At 37.1% G+C, this 17,495-nt stretch carries 15 protein-coding genes and 1 pseudogene; 15 read left to right on the plus strand and 1 reads right to left on the minus strand.

Going from position 1 to position 17,495, the window contains the following annotated elements:
• Window positions 1-147 precede the first annotated feature (147 nt).
• Window positions 148-1,056 carry a nuclease-related domain-containing protein gene (locus tag JCM19034_RS17420; protein WP_062051776.1) on the minus strand — a complete coding sequence of 303 codons (909 nt, stop codon included), beginning with the start codon at window positions 1,054-1,056 and terminating at the stop codon, window positions 148-150.
• Window positions 1,057-1,204: 148 nt separating this feature from the next.
• Between JCM19034_RS17420 and JCM19034_RS17425 the strand changes: the two genes are divergently transcribed.
• From JCM19034_RS17425 to JCM19034_RS17500, 15 genes and pseudogenes are all read left to right on the plus strand, one after another.
• Window positions 1,205-2,416: an MFS transporter gene (locus tag JCM19034_RS17425; RefSeq protein ID WP_062051778.1), complete on the plus strand. Its 1,212-nt coding sequence runs from the start codon at window positions 1,205-1,207 to the stop codon at window positions 2,414-2,416.
• A gap of 152 nt (window positions 2,417-2,568) precedes the next feature.
• The gene (locus tag JCM19034_RS17430) at window positions 2,569-5,589 is read left to right on the plus strand and encodes an efflux RND transporter permease subunit (protein ID WP_062051780.1); all 3,021 of its coding nucleotides are present in this window, start codon (window positions 2,569-2,571) and stop codon (window positions 5,587-5,589) included.
• Window positions 5,590-5,757: 168 nt separating this feature from the next.
• Window positions 5,758-6,126, plus strand: coding sequence for a DUF2089 domain-containing protein (locus tag JCM19034_RS17435; protein WP_062051782.1), 369 nt, complete (start codon window positions 5,758-5,760; stop codon window positions 6,124-6,126).
• A gap of 12 nt (window positions 6,127-6,138) precedes the next feature.
• The gene (locus tag JCM19034_RS17440; RefSeq protein ID WP_062051785.1) at window positions 6,139-6,528 is read left to right on the plus strand and encodes a hypothetical protein; all 390 of its coding nucleotides are present in this window, start codon (window positions 6,139-6,141) and stop codon (window positions 6,526-6,528) included.
• 31 nt (window positions 6,529-6,559) lie between these two features.
• Complete coding sequence (locus tag JCM19034_RS17445) at window positions 6,560-7,540, plus strand: ATP-binding cassette domain-containing protein (RefSeq protein WP_062051786.1); 981 nt, start codon at window positions 6,560-6,562, stop codon at window positions 7,538-7,540.
• Entirely contained in the window at window positions 7,537-8,352 is an 816-nt protein-coding gene (locus JCM19034_RS17450) for an ABC transporter permease (RefSeq protein ID WP_062051788.1), read from the plus strand. The genes JCM19034_RS17445 and JCM19034_RS17450 overlap by 4 nt, the downstream gene beginning before the upstream one ends.
• A 486-nt stretch (window positions 8,353-8,838) precedes the next feature.
• Window positions 8,839-9,186, plus strand: coding sequence for a CPBP family intramembrane glutamic endopeptidase (locus JCM19034_RS23555; protein ID WP_231687023.1), 348 nt, complete (start codon window positions 8,839-8,841; stop codon window positions 9,184-9,186).
• 171 nt (window positions 9,187-9,357) lie between these two features.
• Entirely contained in the window at window positions 9,358-10,065 is a 708-nt protein-coding gene (locus tag JCM19034_RS17460; RefSeq protein WP_062051790.1) for an NAD(P)-dependent oxidoreductase, read from the plus strand.
• 98 nt (window positions 10,066-10,163) lie between these two features.
• Window positions 10,164-11,327, plus strand: a complete 1,164-nt coding sequence (locus tag JCM19034_RS17465; RefSeq protein ID WP_062051792.1) for an iron-containing alcohol dehydrogenase — start codon at window positions 10,164-10,166, stop codon at window positions 11,325-11,327.
• 215 nt (window positions 11,328-11,542) lie between these two features.
• Window positions 11,543-11,887: a PadR family transcriptional regulator gene (locus JCM19034_RS17470; protein WP_062051794.1), complete on the plus strand. Its 345-nt coding sequence runs from the start codon at window positions 11,543-11,545 to the stop codon at window positions 11,885-11,887.
• Window positions 11,888-12,496: a hypothetical protein gene (locus tag JCM19034_RS17475; RefSeq protein WP_062051796.1), complete on the plus strand. Its 609-nt coding sequence runs from the start codon at window positions 11,888-11,890 to the stop codon at window positions 12,494-12,496.
• Window positions 12,497-13,329: 833 nt separating this feature from the next.
• Complete coding sequence (locus JCM19034_RS17485; RefSeq protein WP_062051800.1) at window positions 13,330-14,382, plus strand: iron-siderophore ABC transporter substrate-binding protein; 1,053 nt, start codon at window positions 13,330-13,332, stop codon at window positions 14,380-14,382.
• A 67-nt stretch (window positions 14,383-14,449) separates the two neighbouring features.
• Window positions 14,450-15,417, plus strand: a pseudogene (locus JCM19034_RS17490) (FecCD family ABC transporter permease).
• Window positions 15,414-16,451 (plus strand): iron chelate uptake ABC transporter family permease subunit, encoded by a 1,038-nt coding sequence (locus JCM19034_RS17495; RefSeq protein ID WP_062051802.1) that lies wholly within the window; start codon window positions 15,414-15,416, stop codon window positions 16,449-16,451. The pseudogene JCM19034_RS17490 and the gene JCM19034_RS17495 overlap by 4 nt, the downstream one beginning before the upstream one ends.
• Window positions 16,451-17,251 carry an ABC transporter ATP-binding protein gene (locus tag JCM19034_RS17500; protein ID WP_062051803.1) on the plus strand — a complete coding sequence of 267 codons (801 nt, stop codon included), beginning with the start codon at window positions 16,451-16,453 and terminating at the stop codon, window positions 17,249-17,251. The genes JCM19034_RS17495 and JCM19034_RS17500 overlap by 1 nt, the downstream gene beginning before the upstream one ends.
• The last annotated feature ends 244 nt before the right edge of the window (window positions 17,252-17,495 follow it).

Below are 17,495 nucleotides of genomic sequence, written 5' to 3' on the forward strand. Positions count from 1 at the left end.
CAAACCTGCACCAAAAGAGGAATAGGTGCAGGTTTACGTGAGAAAGCAGCACAAACCTGCATCAAAAGAGGAATAGGTGCAGGTTTGCGGGAGAAAACAGTTCAAATCTGCATCAAAAAGTTCCTAAAGCGGTGAATAGTTTTCTATCTATCGTTTTACATAGTGACTAGAGTTGGAATGTCCGATTAGCTCGTAATTTTTGGCTAGATGGTCTTGAATGATTCTTTTTGATTGATGAATTTTACACCATTCCCATATGGAATTTGTTGTGACAGGTCTTTCAGGAAACAACAAACGATACTCATCGATGCTGCGGGAAATAGCTAATTGATTAGTCTCTGTATAACCACACTGACATATTACTTTTTGAGTTGATAATGTTTTCATAAAAGAAGAGCATCGGGGGCAAACGACTCCTTTTTTTAATTTCTCGTAAGGATAAGATGGTTTGTGCGTGAACGGAGATTCGGGGATGTGGTGTGCCAAAAAGATATTTGCTAATTTCCGTTCGTCTGTTTTTAGATTGAGTTGGTTAGAATTTAATTGACTAACAAAACGCTTGCGTTGAGTTGAAAATATGATTGGTAGATTCATTGGGACATTATACAATTGGAATTCGGTGTTTGGGAAGATTAGGTAGCCTTTAATAGGCTTTTGAACACGAAGATGTTGAAGTAGCTGTCGTAAGAGTGATTCGTTTCGTTGCAATTGCAAAAGGGGATTTTTCATTTCTGTATGGATGGAAGTATACCAGCGGTTTTCTTTTAAATAAAAGTCACCTGAAAAATGTTTCACTTCGAACATCAAGAGGCAATCGGATAAAATGAGGAGAGTGTCAATTTGAAAGTGAGTTTGGTTGAATTCAAATAATAAATCTTGTAACACGAGTGAATCAGCTGTTAAAGCTTTCAGCCATTCATCAAATGTTTGTTCGCCATTATAGCCTTTTTCTAAATTTGAATACTGAAGTTCATCCTTCTCTGTTAAGGTTGTTCTCGCTTTAAAATGTTGTAGTCTGATTAAAGGTAAGGGTTTTGATCGTTGTTTAACTATCAAGAAATTCACTCCATTCGAATAGGTTACTATTTTTAAGTTTATAGGATTTATTTTCTTTTGAAAAGAAAGAATATGATTGATACTTGCTGATTCCTAGAAGAAACGTTAGTGTAGACAAGGATGGTTATCGTTTATTGGAGGGGACAGCATGAGGAACAATAAGAAGCTTTTAAAGAAATCGATTTTTGTTATTGGTTTAGTGTTTGTCGCGTTAAACCTGCGACCTGCCATTACATCTGTTGGTCCACTTATCCAAGATATTCGTAACGATTTAGGGATATCTAATGGAGTAGCTGGTCTATTAACGACTGTTCCATTACTAGCCTTTGCTATTTTATCGCTATTTGCTCCGAGAATCGGACGGAAATTTGGGAATGAAGCAGCAATTATCTTAGGCTTATTTTTACTAGGTATAGGAATTGTCGTAAGACCGTTTGAGTCTGTTACGTTATTATTTTTAGGGACCATTTTAATTGGTGTAGGCATTGCAATCGTTAATGTACTACTTCCTGGGATTATTAAAGGCAAGTTTCCAGCGAAAATTGGTTTAATGACGGGAGTTTATACGTTATCAATGGGGCTGGCAGCAAGCCTTGGTTCGGGTCTTAGTATTCCAATCTCACAGCAAATGCAATTAGGGTGGGAAAATGCATTACGTTTCTGGGTTTTTTTAGTAATGCTTGCTATTGTAGCTTGGCTCCCCCAATTAAAGAAAGATACTAGCGTTGCCAAAAAAGTAAGGTCATTACCGACTAAGTCGAGCCTATGGAAATCAAAGCTTGCTTGGCAAGTGACACTGTTTATGGGAATACAGTCATTTTTATTTTATTGTATGATTTCATGGTTACCCGAAATTTTAGCTAGTAGGGGAATGGATTTAGCTACAGCTGGTTGGTTAGTTGGATTTATGCAATTCATTGGTTTACCTGCGACGTTTATAGCACCAGTTCTTGCAGATCGACTATCTGATCAAAAAAAGATTGTGAAAGCAATAGGATTCCTTTCTGTTATTGGGATCGGTTTGCTGCTACTAGACGTGCAATCAATTTTACTAGTTGGATTAAGCGTTGTGATGATGGGAACTGCTTTTGGTGCTAGCATTAGTTTGGCATTGACGTTCATTAGCTTACGAACGAGAAATGCAGAGCAAGCTGCCAATCTATCAGGGATGGCCCAATCAGTCGGTTATTTATTAGCCGCTTGTGGACCGTTTATGATTGGATTTCTCTATGATTGGTATGCATCATGGAGCTTTTCTCTCATAGTATTAGTAGGACTAAGTATTGTAATGATGATTGCTGGTGTAGGTGCTGGACAAGCAAAATATGTAGACGATGAAAATAAATCACTCATGCCATAATCGTGAGTGGTTTTCGTGTTTTTACAGCTTCTCCCTTTTTCTTTTATTAAGTTATCTATAATATTGTAAAATTTTACTGTTTAAACGTATAGAAATTTCGTAAGATACATAAGTAAGTATCATTTTAGAAAATGCGGATAGGAGACTGGTATATGGGAGCATATCGCTATTTAATCCAAAGAAAAATATTAATTGGGCTTGCTGTTTTATTTATCATCATGGCGGGATGTTATTCAATGGTAAAGCTCGACAAGGAGCTATTTCCAGCAATCACACTTGGTGGGGCCTTTGTTGATGTGAATGCTGGGGAACTAGCAGCTACTGAAGTAGAAAGGCAAATTATTGAACCAATTGAACGAGAGGTTATGGCAATTGAAGGAGTAGAGACAGTCGTATCGTCTTCCTCGATAGGTCGAGGCTCAATAGATATCATTTTTGAGCGTGATAGCAAGGATACGCTTTATCAGGACATTCAAGCTGCCATACACGCAGTCACGGCAGATACCCGTTCTATTCAACATATTGAAATAGGTCAATATGGTACGAATCAAGATTATGAATTTTTTATGGATCTTTCTGAAGGTGAAATGGCCATAATGTCTGAGTTCGCGACCGATGTTCTGAAACCTCGTTTAGAGCAGCTACGTGAAGTGAGAGATGTCGCGTTAATGGGCTTAGAGGAATATGAAGTCGTGATCGAATTTAAGCGCGAACAGTTAGAGAAAAATAATATTCCACTACATACGCTAATTGGATTGATTCAACAAGAAAACAGTGAAGCGACATTAGGTGTATTAACAGGTGAAACAGATGCACCGACAGTACGTTGGGATCAGACGTTTCAAAATATTGAGGAACTTCGAGAATTACCTATACCTTCAGAAGATGACGAGCTCTCATTAGAGGATCTAGCATCCGTTTCATTAGAAAGAAAAAAGACTAGTACGAATGTTTGGAAAAATGGGACGACTGACTTTATTTTTATTCAAATTGGTCGTGTCGATAGTGTCTCACAAATTGATATGGCAAGTGCGATTCGTGATGAATTACAAAGCATTCAAGACGAGGGACTTGTTCAAGGATTTGAGATAAATGAACTTGTTGCTCAGGCGGATTATGTGCAATCTTCCTTAGATGAAGTTTCAACAAATATTATTATTGGTGCTGCTATTGCGATTGTGATTTTACTATTATTTTTACGCAATGTACGTGCAACCTTAATTATAGCTGTTTCAATTCCAACATCAGCACTATTAACGTTTCTCTCAATGTGGGTGTTTGGCTATAGCTTTAATATTCTAACCTTAATAGGACTCGGTTTAGGAATTGGGATGATGGTGGATGCTTCGATTGTTATACTTGAATCGATTTATCGCAAAATGGAGCAAGGTCTAGGACGTTTACAAGCAGTTCTGCAAGGGACGAAAGAAGTGGCGACCGCTGTTATTGCTTCGGTGCTTACGACAATCGTCGTCTTTATTCCAATTGGCTTAATTGGAGGAGAGATTGGCCAATTTATGATCTTTTTATCAGTGGTTGTTGCGATTGCACTGATTAGCTCGGTGGTCGTTTCGTTTACCGTGATTCCGTCAATTGCTGAAACATTTTTAAAACTATCTAAAAAGAAAAAGTTGCAGTCAGAAGGAAAAGGATTAAAAGTCTATTCATCTATTGTCTCCTTTGTCGTGAAAAGAAAGATTAATAGCTTATTAGTCATATTAGGATTTTGTGCTATGTTTGTTGGTTCCTTCTTTTTTGTCACAAAAATTCCGATGGCAATTATGCCTGATGTGTTTAATCGATATACGGAAATGGGGGTTGAGATAGAACCTGGACTTACGGTACAGGAAAAAGAAGAATTGTTTACTGAGATTCATCAGTCTATGAGTGCGATTACTGATGTTGAATCGAATTATATTATGGATAATGGGACTATTATTTATTTAATGATCAACATGACGAAAGATGATGATATTACAAGAGAGCAAGCTGATATTAATGAAGAAATCTCAAGTGTCTTAAGAGATCTACAAGAAGAGCAACCGATTCGAAATTCTCTAGATATGTTAGGGGGAGGTGGCGGTACACCTGTACATGTTAACTTAACTGGAGAGGATGTAGATGAACTTGTCACATTAAGTGATCAGTTTGCTGCAGAGCTTGAGAAGGTTGATGGAATTGTTGGTGTGACCCATTCTGCTGAACGAAGCTCGCTTGAAGAAGTCATTGTTTTGAATAATGCCGAAATAGAAGAAGCAGGAATTTCGTCAGCTACCATTCAACAAATGATCCAAGAGTCGTTTTTAGAGATGCCGATTAGTGAAATGAATCATGAAAGCGAAACGGTTGAAATTGTAGCGCAATGGGAGGAGCCTGTTGATCAAAAGCACCAGTTACTCGACTTAACGATACCGACACTCGAAGGGGAAAAAAAATTAGGCGATTTCATACAATTTGTCAGCAAACAGTCTCTGAATGAAATAAGACGAATTGATGGAGAACGTTTCATATCAATCACTGCAAATATGGAAGGTAGAGATTTAGGTTCGGTAAACCGAGATGTCCAGCAAGTCGTTAACGAATTTTCTCTTCCAAGCGGATATCAGCTATCATTGGCAGGCGATTTAGAAGAGCAGCAGGAATTAATGGAGGAAATGTTACTAGTATTAGGAATGGCGATCTTTTTAGTTTATGTTGTTATGGCGGTACAGTTTAATAGTTTCATTCATCCATTAATCGTTATGTCTGTTATTCCGATGACGATTGTTGGTGCAATCCTAGGTTTGCTATTGACACAACAGGAGCTAAACATCTTGTCTGGTGTAGGGGTTATCATGCTTATTGGTATTGTCTTGAACAATGCGATTCTATTAATTGATCGGACGAATAAACTCCGTCTCGATGGAATGTCTGTAGAAACGGCAATCGTAGAAGCAGGGAAAAACCGAATTCGACCAATTTTTATGACGACATTGACAACATCAGGGGGAATGCTCCCACTGGCATTATCGTCTGGAGATGCTGGGCAATATCAAGCTCCGATGGCAATCGTGATTATATCAGGTTTGTTATTTGCAACTTTAATAACTCTTGTGTTAATTCCGGCTGTTTATCGGTTGTTTTCATTCGGTAAATATAGAAGTGTAAAGAAAAAGAAAGAACTTACAGTATAATATTTAAGGTGCTCTCTTCAGAGGGAGCACCTTTTTTATATGGTGTTTAATAATATTAATTATATTATTTAAGAAATTTAATTTTTATTGATAAAAATTTTAAAAATTCTTATTTACTTTTTTATATAAGTGGATTAAACTGGAATTGTAGAAAGGGGATGATCGAAGTTGGCACATCCAATCATTACAGCATGTCCAGTTTGCAGTCAAACGATGAAGGTAACGAAATTACATTGTACGAACTGCCATACAACGATCGAGAACCAGTTTGAGTTGTCAAAATTTGCGGCGTTGTCAAAGGAGCAGCTTCATTTTGCCGAAGTGTTTATTACGTGTCGTGGAAATATTAAAGAGGTTGAAAAAGAGTTAGGTATTTCTTACCCAACTGTACGTGGCAAACTGACTGACATCATTTCTGCTCTTGGCTACGAGTCAGAGAAGAAACCGGCAGCAACGGATAAAAGTAAGGTCATTCAAATGTTAGAAAATGGAGAAATTTCATCTGAGGATGCCATTAAACTTTTAAAAGAAGAATAGGAGATGAGATTAATGAAGGATGAAATCGCAAAAGTACTGAATATGGTGCAATCGGGGAAAATCGATGCTGAAGAGGGTGCGGAATTAATAGGGTTGTTAAAAGGAGAAGACAAGGAAACAAACGAAGAAACGACGAGAAAGTCAAATTATTTAAACAAGACTTTAAAAATCCGCATCACTTCTGCGGAAAATGAAAATGTTAACGTGAATTTGCCGATTAAGCTTGTTAAAGTTATTCTCGTTGCTGGCCACAGCATTGCCTCAAAAATTCCACAATCAGAAAAATATGTGAAGGATATTGATATTAGTCTCATCATCGATGCAATTGAAAATGAATTAGAGGGACAAATTGTCGATGTGCAGTCAGAAGATGGTGATATGGTTTCGGTCGTTATCGAATAGTGAATACATATTGTAAAAGTAGAAAGGACGGATGATAGTGGAGCATTTAGAGTATGCAATTGAGGCTAAAGGGTTAATAAAGGTGTTTGGAGAAAACCGAGCTGTCAATGGAGTTGATCTTAAAGTAAAGGCTGGTACAGTTTACAGTATTTTAGGGCCTAATGGTGCTGGTAAGACGACAACAATTCGGATGCTTGCAACGTTATTGAAGCCCGATGGCGGTTCTGCGAAAGTTCTTGGACATGATTTACAATCAGAAGCCAAAGAAGTCCGCAGCCGTGTAAGTCTTACAGGGCAGTTTGCATCGATTGATGAAGATTTAACGGGCTATGATAACTTACGTATGATTGCACGCCTAATGGGTTTTTCGCGAAAAGCAGCGAAGGAACGAGCAAATGAATTGTTGCGTGCTTTTGGCCTTGAAGATGCAGGGAAGCGTCAAGTAAAAAAATATTCTGGTGGAATGAGAAGAAGAATTGATATTGCAGCTAGTATTGTTGTGACACCCGATTTACTATTCCTTGATGAACCGACAACCGGATTAGACCCACGCAGCCGAAATCAAGTATGGGACATTGTACGAGTGCTAGTAAGTACAGGTACGACGGTGTTATTGACGACACAATATTTAGATGAAGCTGATCAGCTAGCAGACAGGATTGCTGTGATTGATCGTGGAAAAGTGATTGCCGAAGGGACGAGTGGGGAACTGAAAGCTTCGATTGGTTCGGGTATGCTGCATGTCAGGTTGCTAGAAGCTAGCAAACGTCAAGAGGCTAAGCAAATTTTACAAGGACATTTACAAGCGGAGGTGCAATTATCTTCTGATCCAACTAGTCTTTCAGCTCGTATTCAAGAAAGTGAAAGAGCTGCACAAGCTTTGGTTGAACTTGCGAAAGCAGGAATTACTGTAACAGACTTTTCGCTAGGACAGCCAAGTTTAGATGAAGTATTTTTAACGTTAACCGGACTCCCGGCAGAGGATGAAGAAAAAGAGGAGGTCCAGTCATGAATTCGAATGTAAATGATAGTTTAAAAACAGCGATTGCCAATGGACAACGACCAAAAAAAGCACGAGGCTGGACCTCAACGTTTGTTTTTACTTGGCGGGCCATTTTAAAAATTAAGTACGTACCAGAACAGTTATTTGATGTGACTATGTTTCCAATTATGTTTACGTTAATGTTTACATATTTATTTGGTGGAGCAATTGCCGGTTCAACAAGTGAATACTTACAATTTTTATTACCAGGCATATTAGTACAGACAGTTGTTTTCACGTCCGTTTATACTGGAACGGCTTTAAACACTGATATTTCAAAAGGGATCTTTGACCGTTTTCGTTCGTTGCCAATATGGGGGCCATCACCACTTGTCGGAGCCCTCTTAGCTGATACTGTTCGATATTCGATTGCATCGGCCATCGTTATTGTTTTAGGTCTAATTTTAGGATTCCGTCCGGATGGTGGACTGTTAGGTATTCTGTTAGGTATTCTTCTTCTACTTATTTTTGCGTTTAGTCTATCGTGGATCTTTACAGCACTCGGTCTTGTTATGAGAACAACGAATGCCGTTATGGGTGTCAGTATGTCTGTACTATTTCCACTGACATTTGCTAGTAATGTTTTTGTAGATCCTGAAACGATGCCAGGTTGGCTACAAGCTTTTGTTGATGTGAATCCAATTACGCTGCTAGTAACTGCGATTCGCGGACTGATGGATGGGACGGTGACCTTCGGAGAAATTGGGGTTGTTCTGTTATTTTGTTTAGGATTAGTTGTGATTTTTTCTCCGTTAACGATGTATTTGTATCGAAAGAAGTAAGAATTGTGAAAGCATGCAACCAAGCTATCATCCAAGGAGAGTAAGGATCATTAATTGAATAATGGTACAATTAACAACTTAATAGAATGGAGTGAAGATGTGGAATATGCATTTTGGTTAGTAATCCTCTTTGCATTATTATATGAACCAATTGTCGGTTATTTTGATTTTCAAAAATTAAAAATTGAACGTAAAAACAAACGAAAAAAGCTAAAAACCAAATACTATATTAATTCAATAATAGGGCTATGGGTTCCTACGATATTTATACTACTATTAGTAATTTTTTCAGACCTAACTTTAGTTGATATAGGTTATCATGGACAACTATTAATACTGAACCATTCGGTCCAATTGTTACCTATTTTGTGTTTGGTATAGCGAGTTTATTATGTAATCAATATTTTATATTTTCTTATAGGTTATCATTATAGTGATAATATAAGATATAAATTAACAAAGGCGAAAGAAAAAGAATGGGATAAAGTGGAGTTTACAGAAATTTTGCCTATAACTAAAAAAGAGAGGAAATTGTGGACTTACGTCTCGTTAACAGCGGGTGTAACAGAGGAAATTATATATAGAGGATTTTTAATTTTTGCTTTTGCGTTCATATTTCAAGATTTTTCGATTTGGGTCATAATTTCTCTAGCTTCATTACTGTTTGGTCTAGCACACACTTATCAAGGAGTAATGGGAGTATTAAGAACAACCATTATCGGAATGATTTTTTCTATCCTTTATCTTAGTTTAGGGTCAATATTCCCCCTCATTATCTTACATTTCGTAATAGACTATGTTGCTAAATTAGGAGAAAAGGAAATTGTAAAATAAAATAGACAACAAAACGTTTGAGTTAAACGATTTATATTCATCCAACGGAGCTACTTCCGTAATGAACATACCACTACTTACGCAGAATGCTTGTTTCAAGTTTACTTACCTGTAATTATATTTTAGCGGTTTAAATCATGATTGAAAGAAAATGATAATGGGAGATGGAAAATGAGAGTATTAGTTCTTGGAGCAAGTGGTGCTACTGGAAAATTAGTTGTCAAACAATTAATCAAAAGGCAAATCAATACTCGAATTATCATAAGAAAAAGTGCTGTCCTACATGAGAGTATAAAAGAGAGTCCTTTAGTTGAAATAGTGGCTGGAAATATTAATGAACTTGATGATTTAGAGATGAAACGTCTTACAAATGATTGTGATGTCGTTATCTCGTGTCTTGGCCACAATCCCACCTTTAAAGGGATGTTTGGGCAGCCGCGTGATTTAGTGTTTCAGGCAATTAAAAGAATAAGTGAGACAATTGAAAACAAAAAAGTAAAGCTTATCCTTATGAGTACAACAGGCTATACGAATCCTTTAATTGGAGAAACACATTCCGTTGGAGAAACGATCATTCATTCCATATTAAAGATTTTCCTCCCTCCACATCGAGATAACATTAAAGCCGCGAATTATTTGATTAATGAAATTGGTACGAAAGACGAAATGATTGAATGGGTAATAGTTAGGCCTGACACATTAGTCAACCATGAGGAAAAAAGTTCATACGAAGTTTACGAATCTCCGATAAGAAGCCCACTATTTAATGCAGGTAAAACGAGCAGAATGAATGTAAGTCATTTTATGATAGATCTAGTAACAGTTGATCAAACATGGACGAATTGGCTGTTTAAGACACCTGTAGTTTACAATAATTGATTGTAGTCGTATTACTCAAGAAAACTTTTTTATGAGTGTAAACGTTTGCCTAATTTACTAGAATCGGAGTATGATGTTGGTCGAAAGGGGTTGAAGGAATGCAAAATTTTGAATTTCAAAATGGAACTGCCATTATATTTGGTAAAGATCAAGAGCAAGTAGTTGGAAAACAAACAGCTACTTACGGGAAAAAGATTCTTCTTCATTATGGTGGTGGAAGCATTAAAAAGAGCGGCCTGTATGACCGTGTCATCGCATCATTACAAGCAGAGGGGCTAGAAATTTTTGAATTAGGTGGAGTCAAGCCTAATCCTCGTATTGATTTAGTGAGAGAAGGAGTAACGATTTGTAAAAAAGAGCGAATCGACTTTATTCTTGCAGTAGGTGGAGGGAGTGTCATTGATTCGGCTAAAGCCATTGCTGCGGGAGCCTACTATGATGGAGATGTGTGGGATTTCTTTATTGGAAAAGCTGCAGTTGACAGTTGCTTGCCAATTGGTGTTGTGTTAACGATACCAGCAGCGGGAAGTGAAACAAGTGGTGGTACGGTTATTACGAATGAAGAAGGATTATATAAACGATCAACAGGTCATCAAAACATGAGACCGCAATTTGCTATTTTAAATCCGGAGCTTACATATACACTGCCACCTTATCAAACAGCATGTGGATTGACCGATATGATTGCTCACATTTTAGAGAGATATTTTACAAATGAGACGAATGTTGATTTAACTGATCGTTTATGTGAAGGAACATTACGTTCGATTATTGCCAATGCACATACGGTCATGAATGATCCGAATAATTATGATGCTCGTGCTGAAATTATGTGGGCAGGAACGATTGCACATAATGATATACTTGGTACAGGACGAATTGGTGATTGGGCAAGTCACGAAATCGAGCATGAAATCAGTGGTATTTATGATATTGCACATGGTGCCGGTTTAGCCATTGTGTTTCCTGCATGGATGAAATATGTTTATAAACATAATGTGAAACGCTTTGCACAATTTGCAAATCGTGTTTGGGATGTGGAAATCGACCTCAATGACCTAGAAAAAACTGCTTTAGCTGGTATAGAAAAAACAGAACAGTTCTTTAGCTCAATTGGAATGCCAATTCGTTTAAAGGAAGTAGATATTGATGACACTCATTTTGCTGAAATGGCGAAGAAAGCAACGGACCGTTGGTCTGTTGGGAATTTTGTGAAGCTAGATGTCGGTGATGTCCGAAAAATTTATGAATTAGCACTATGAGTGTATAGCTATCGAAAATATCGATACACTCTGTATTAGTTGTGATATCTCCATTGTTGGTATTTATTTCGGATATGGGTACATTAAGGGAAGTTCGGAATAATAGTTAAGGGCGATGAAAAAGTTATAATTTTTCATCGCCCTTTTTGTTGTCGTAATGGGATTGCTGTATATATATCATTGACACATATATATCAATCCCATAATATAGAATTATGAAAACGAATATGGATAAATGGAATACGCAACTACGTAAAGGAACGTTTGAATTAGCGATCTTATTATTAATTAAGAGAAAGCCAATGTATGGCTATGAGTTAACAAAAAACCTTCAGGAAAGCAGCACCTTTTCCATTGCCGATGGTTCAATTTACCCGATTCTTAAACGTATGACGACAAATGGTTGGGTTGACTCATACAAGGAAGAATACGAGGGGAGGAATAGAAAGTATTATTTCATTACTGAATTAGGAAATGAAGTGCTAAATAATCGTTGGGAAGAATTTGAGCAAGTATTTGATTTTATACGACGTATGCGAAATGTGGAAAGGAGCAATTAAGTGAAGAAGCTAACTACTTTTGATGAGTATCTTGCTCAATTATCATTTATATTAAAAGGGATACCGGAAGATGAGCGGAATCTTCATCTTACAGAGATCCGAGATCATTTTTTGGAACTAAAAGAAGAAAAATCAACGGAAGATGAAGAGGCTATTTTACAAGCATTTGTTCGTCCTGAAAAAATTGGGGCAGAAATACTTGAGGATTATAAAGAAAAGGAAAATGTACAATTTGAACAGCCTGACTTTGGTTTTACGATAGCTACCATATGTACGGTAACACCGTTTGCTACAATGGCACTTCCGATTTTTCTAGGATACTATGATGGTGGCGTTCAGCTTGCCTTTATAATCAAACTGCTCTTAGGAACAATTTTCACATTTGGCTATTATAAAAATAAACTGAATGAAAAAAGAATCAACATATTAAGAACAATGGGGAGATTTATGATTTTTCTTTTATGTTTACCATTTGGATTTTATGCCTTTTCCATAGCTAATACTGGTGAGATCGTGCTGTTTTCTTCCGTTTATTTAGTAATCTATTTAATGGTTTGGTCGATTTACTATTTTGCATTGCGGAGATATTATGTCAAAGCAGTTCATTAACACGCTTTTTCGATGAATTCGTGAAGACTGTTACTAGGTTTAAAAATTGAAAAGGTTAGAAATCGGAATAGTAAATAGAAAGCTGTACAAGATAATCATTTCTCATCGAACAGCTTAATTATCATCTGTTGAACAAAGAACTCATTGGATATACACCAACCATAATGGTAGTAAGTAATGAAGGGAATGTTGTCGGAAAATTTCCATACAGGTCTCTTTATACCAGAGATGAAACAATCGTGTTAAATTACGGTAATTCTTATACATTGTAACAAACAGTGATACTATTATATGGTATCAAGATAAAATATGGTAAAATAAAAGAACATAATTTCTTTCTAGGAGTGTTCATAAGATGAACCAGTTGTTTAAAATAGCTATCTATTCGTTGTTGGTGCTATTTACTTTCCTATTGTTAGGCTGGCATGGCGAAATTTCTTTATTTATCATCATGATAAGCTCAGTAGTATTCGGTTATAACATAAACATGTTTATGGACTTTTATAGAAAATTCCAAAGTAATATTGAAAAGAACACTTATTAAATAAATAGACGGGTATTCAATGAGCAGCACTTCCTTAGTGTTGCTCTTCTTTTTTTTGACGGCTTTGTTTTCATGAAGCAGGCACTAAACAACAACGAATGTAGTTGATTCTGTTCTCCTCAAAAAGTTAAACATAAATATGCTAGTATTCTAATAAATAAACATTGACAGCCTAAATAAAATAACTTAAAGTAATTAGTAATGATAATCATTATCGTTTGGTGGAAATCAGTATAAATCGCCATTCGAATTGATTATTTAATTCCATTTTAGATAGGTAGGGTTACATATGAAAAATATAAAAACTTCTTTAGTTATCGTCGTGTTTACGATAATAATCACTTTTGCTTTAGTAGGGTGCTCTAGCGAGTCTTCAACCGAGAAGACAGATGAACCAACGAAGTCGTCCGATTTAACGGAAACTAGTTCGGAGTATCCAATTACAATTGAACATGCTTTAGGAGAGGCTGTTATCGAAAGCAAACCTGAGCGAATTGTAACGATTCAATGGGCAAACCATGATATTGTTTTGGCACTTGGTAAAGTTCCTGTAGGTTTTTCTGCAGCAAACTTTGGAGTTCAAGAAGTTAATGGATTATTGCCATGGACAAAAGAGAAGTTAGATGAACTTGGAGTAAACGACCCAAATGTTTTTCAAGATACGGATGGTTTGGATTTTGAAGCCATTTCAGATGCGAACCCAGACGTCATTCTTGCGGCATATTCAGGTATTACAGAAGAAGATTATGAAATATTAACACAAATTGCCCCGGTTGTTGCGTACCCGACTGCACCGTGGACAACAACATGGCGCGAGCAAATTGAATTTAATGCGACAGGTATGGGAATGGAAGAAGAGGGAAAGCAATTAATTGTTGATACAGAGGACTTAATTACAGAGAAATTGAGTGCTTATCCACAAATTGAAGGGAAAAAGGTCGTATGGGTTAACTTTTCAGCCGACGATTTATCTCAATTACATATTTATACGCCCATTGATTCACGTGTTGCATTTTTAGAAGAATTAGGTATGACCTATCCAGAAAGTGTTCAATCACTCATTACAGACGCGACGAGCTATTCTTTAAATTTAAGTGCTGAAAATGTTGAAGCTTTATTCGATGCAGATGTACTTGTTGGTTACGGTGATGATAATCTTTACGAAACGATAAAAGCCGATCCGTTATTAGGGAAAATTCCAGCCGTTGAAAGAGGTTCTGTGGCCTTTATTTCAAGTGAAACACCATTAGTAGCAGCAGGAACGCCAAACCCACTTTCAATCGCTTATACAATTGATGAGTATTTAGAATTAATTGGTGGGGCGATTGATCAAATTGAATAGTCCTATCTCTGTCTCGAAAAATAAGCAAACTCATTTCAACGTTCCTAAGCGTATTTCTTTGATTTTAATGGTGGGACTTATGTTACTACTATTAACAATCATTGCCTCGCTTGTATTAGGTGCTAGGGTGGTCAGTTTTCAAGAATTGATTGAAGGGTTATTTTATCAGAATCAAGATTCCTACGGTGCTACCGTCGTACAAAAACGAATATCTCGTACAGTTTTTAGTTTGTGCTGTGGTATTGCGTTAGGTGTTGCAGGTGTACTTATGCAATCTGTCACACGTAATCCATTAGCTGACCCAAGCATCTTGGGGGTGAATACAGGAGCTGCTTTGTTTGTTGTAGCTGGCATTGCCTTTTTTCACATTACTTCAGCTTTACAGTATATTTGGTTAGCGATGATCGGTGCAGCTGTTACCGCTGTTTTCGTATTTGGTATTGGTTCTATGGGTCGAGGGGAGCAACACCAATAAAACTAGTTTTAGCTGGAGCTGCAACGAGTGCAGCACTATCTTCACTTGTAACCGCTATTATGATTCCAAATGCATACGCAATGGATCAGTTTCGATTCTGGCAAGTAGGGAGTGTTGGGGCAGGATCATGGAATTCGATTACGATTCTTCTTCCTTTTTTACTAATTGGGGTGATGATTGCGTTTGTATCTGCACCAGCACTTAATGCTTTAGCATTAGGGGATGATGTGGGAACGGGTCTTGGTGTACGACCAGGCATACTACGTATGCTTGCTATTTGTGCAGGTGTCATTTTATGCGGAGTCACGACTGCTTTGGCGGGTCCAATTGGCTTTATTGGACTTTTAGCAACTCATGCGATGCGTTTCGTTATTGGACCTGATTTACGCTACTTAATTCCAATGTCGGCGTTAGCAGGGGCCATTATATTAACGATTTCTGATGTGGTTGGCAGACTAATTGGAAGTCCTGGAGAACTTGAAGTTGGGATTATTACAGCGTTCATTGGTGCACCAATCCTCATCTTACTTGCTAAGAAATCGAAGGTGAGGTCATTATGAACATTCAATATAATACAGTCAATGTTATTAAAGAAGGAATGCGTCAAAGAAAAAGACGCTGGCTTTTTGTTACCCTATTATTACTCGGTTTAGCCTTATTACTATGTTGTGTGATGCTACTGTTAGGAAACACAATTTATCCAGTGAATGTGGTTTTTCGTTCATTAATAGGTGAAGAAATAGAAGGTGCTCATTTTGCAATTCATACGATTCGCCTACCTCGAATGATTGCGGGGGTATTTGCTGGTTTTGCTTTTGGTGTAGCTGGTTATATTTTTCAAACGATGTTACGGAACCCATTAGCGAATCCTAATATTCTCGGTATTACCTCTGGATCTAGTGTGGCTGCAGTATTTTGTATAACGGTGCTACAGACTAGTAATACAATTGTATCTGTTGCTGCGGTTATTGGTGGATTAATAACTGTTATCGTCATGTATCTATTATCTCGTGGCCGATCTTTTTCTATTGGTCGTTTAATTATAATTGGAATTGGAATGCAAGCGATGTTAGATGCGGTCATATCGTATATGATTTTGAAAAGTTCCCAGCAAGATATAGCAGGAGCACTTCGATGGTTATCAGGTAGTTTAAATGGCTCAAACATGGGTGAAGTATTTCCTTTAACTCTAGCTGTACTCGTATTTACACCTATCCTACTCGTACTTGGCAAGCAGCTAAACATGCTAGAATTAGGGGACCAAATGGCTAAATCGCTTGGAGTTGCGACCGATAAAGCGAGAATGATACTTATAATAGGTTCAGTATGTGTACTAGCAATTGCTACAGCTACAACTGGGCCGATCGCTTTTGTCTCATTTTTAGCAGGCCCTATTGCAAATCGACTGGTTGGTGTGAGTACATCCAATATTCTTCCGGCAGGTTTAGTTGGGGCTATTCTTGTATTATTTGCAGATATAATCGGGCAGTTTGCATTTGAATATCGATTCCCGGTAGGCGTTATTACAGGAGTACTTGGAGCACCCTATTTACTTTATTTACTTATCCGCATGAACCAAAAAGGAGAAATATAATGAACAACACACATGAATTTCGAGTCAAAGGTCTTGTTTCTGGGTATGATCATAAACCGATTATTCATGGGGTCGATCTCCATATTCCAAAAAATAATATAAGCGTAATTATTGGTGCAAATGGTTGTGGAAAATCAACACTATTAAAAACAATGGCTAAACTCATTAAGCCGACAGAAGGGGATATTACGCTTAATGGAAAAGCTATTAACAAAATCCCACCAAAGAAATTGGCTCGGGTTTTAGGGCTTCTTCCACAATCTCCTGTTGTTCCTGATGGAATTACGGTTGCCGATTTAGTGGGGAGGGGAAGGTTTCCTCATCAATCATTAATCGGTGGCTGGTCAAAAAAAGATTATGAGGCTGTAGAAGAAGCGATGGAGTTTATGAAGATTACAGAGTTTGCAAATCATCACATCGATGAGCTTTCAGGTGGTCAGAGACAGCGTGTATGGATTGCCATGGCACTTGCACAGCAAACCGATATTTTATTTTTAGATGAACCAACGACCTTTTTAGATATTACATATCAGGTAGAAATATTAGATTTGCTTACTAATTTAAATCGTACGTACGGGACAACGATTGTGATGGTTTTACATGATATTAATCTGTCAGCACGTTATGCAGACCATATTTTCGCAGTGAAAAAAGGGAAGCTCGTTGCAGAAGGAAAACCAACAGAAGTTCTAACAAGTGATCTTGTAAAATCAGTTTTTAATTTAGAATGTAAGGTTATTTCAGATCCCATATCAGATACTCCTTTAATTATTCCAATAGGCCGTTATCATGTGAAATAAAAATTTTGCAGAGAAATTGAAGGAGAACGCTGAGCTGGCAAAACAAAAGAAAACTCTTGTATGTAGCTAGTAGCTAGTAAGAATCGTCAAATTTTAAATTATAAGACTTTGGTAATATGGTAAGTAAATAATTTAACTGTTATTACTCAATAACAAGCAGACAGTGGGAGTTTGTGAAATGTACCTATAACAGTATTTTGATTTATCTGCCTAAGCATTCAAAACATCTCAGAAAAAGAAATTA

The organism is Bacillus sp. JCM 19034 (assembly GCF_001310635.1).
In the GTDB taxonomy this organism is placed as follows: Bacteria; Bacillota; Bacilli; order Bacillales; family Bacillaceae_D; genus Halalkalibacter.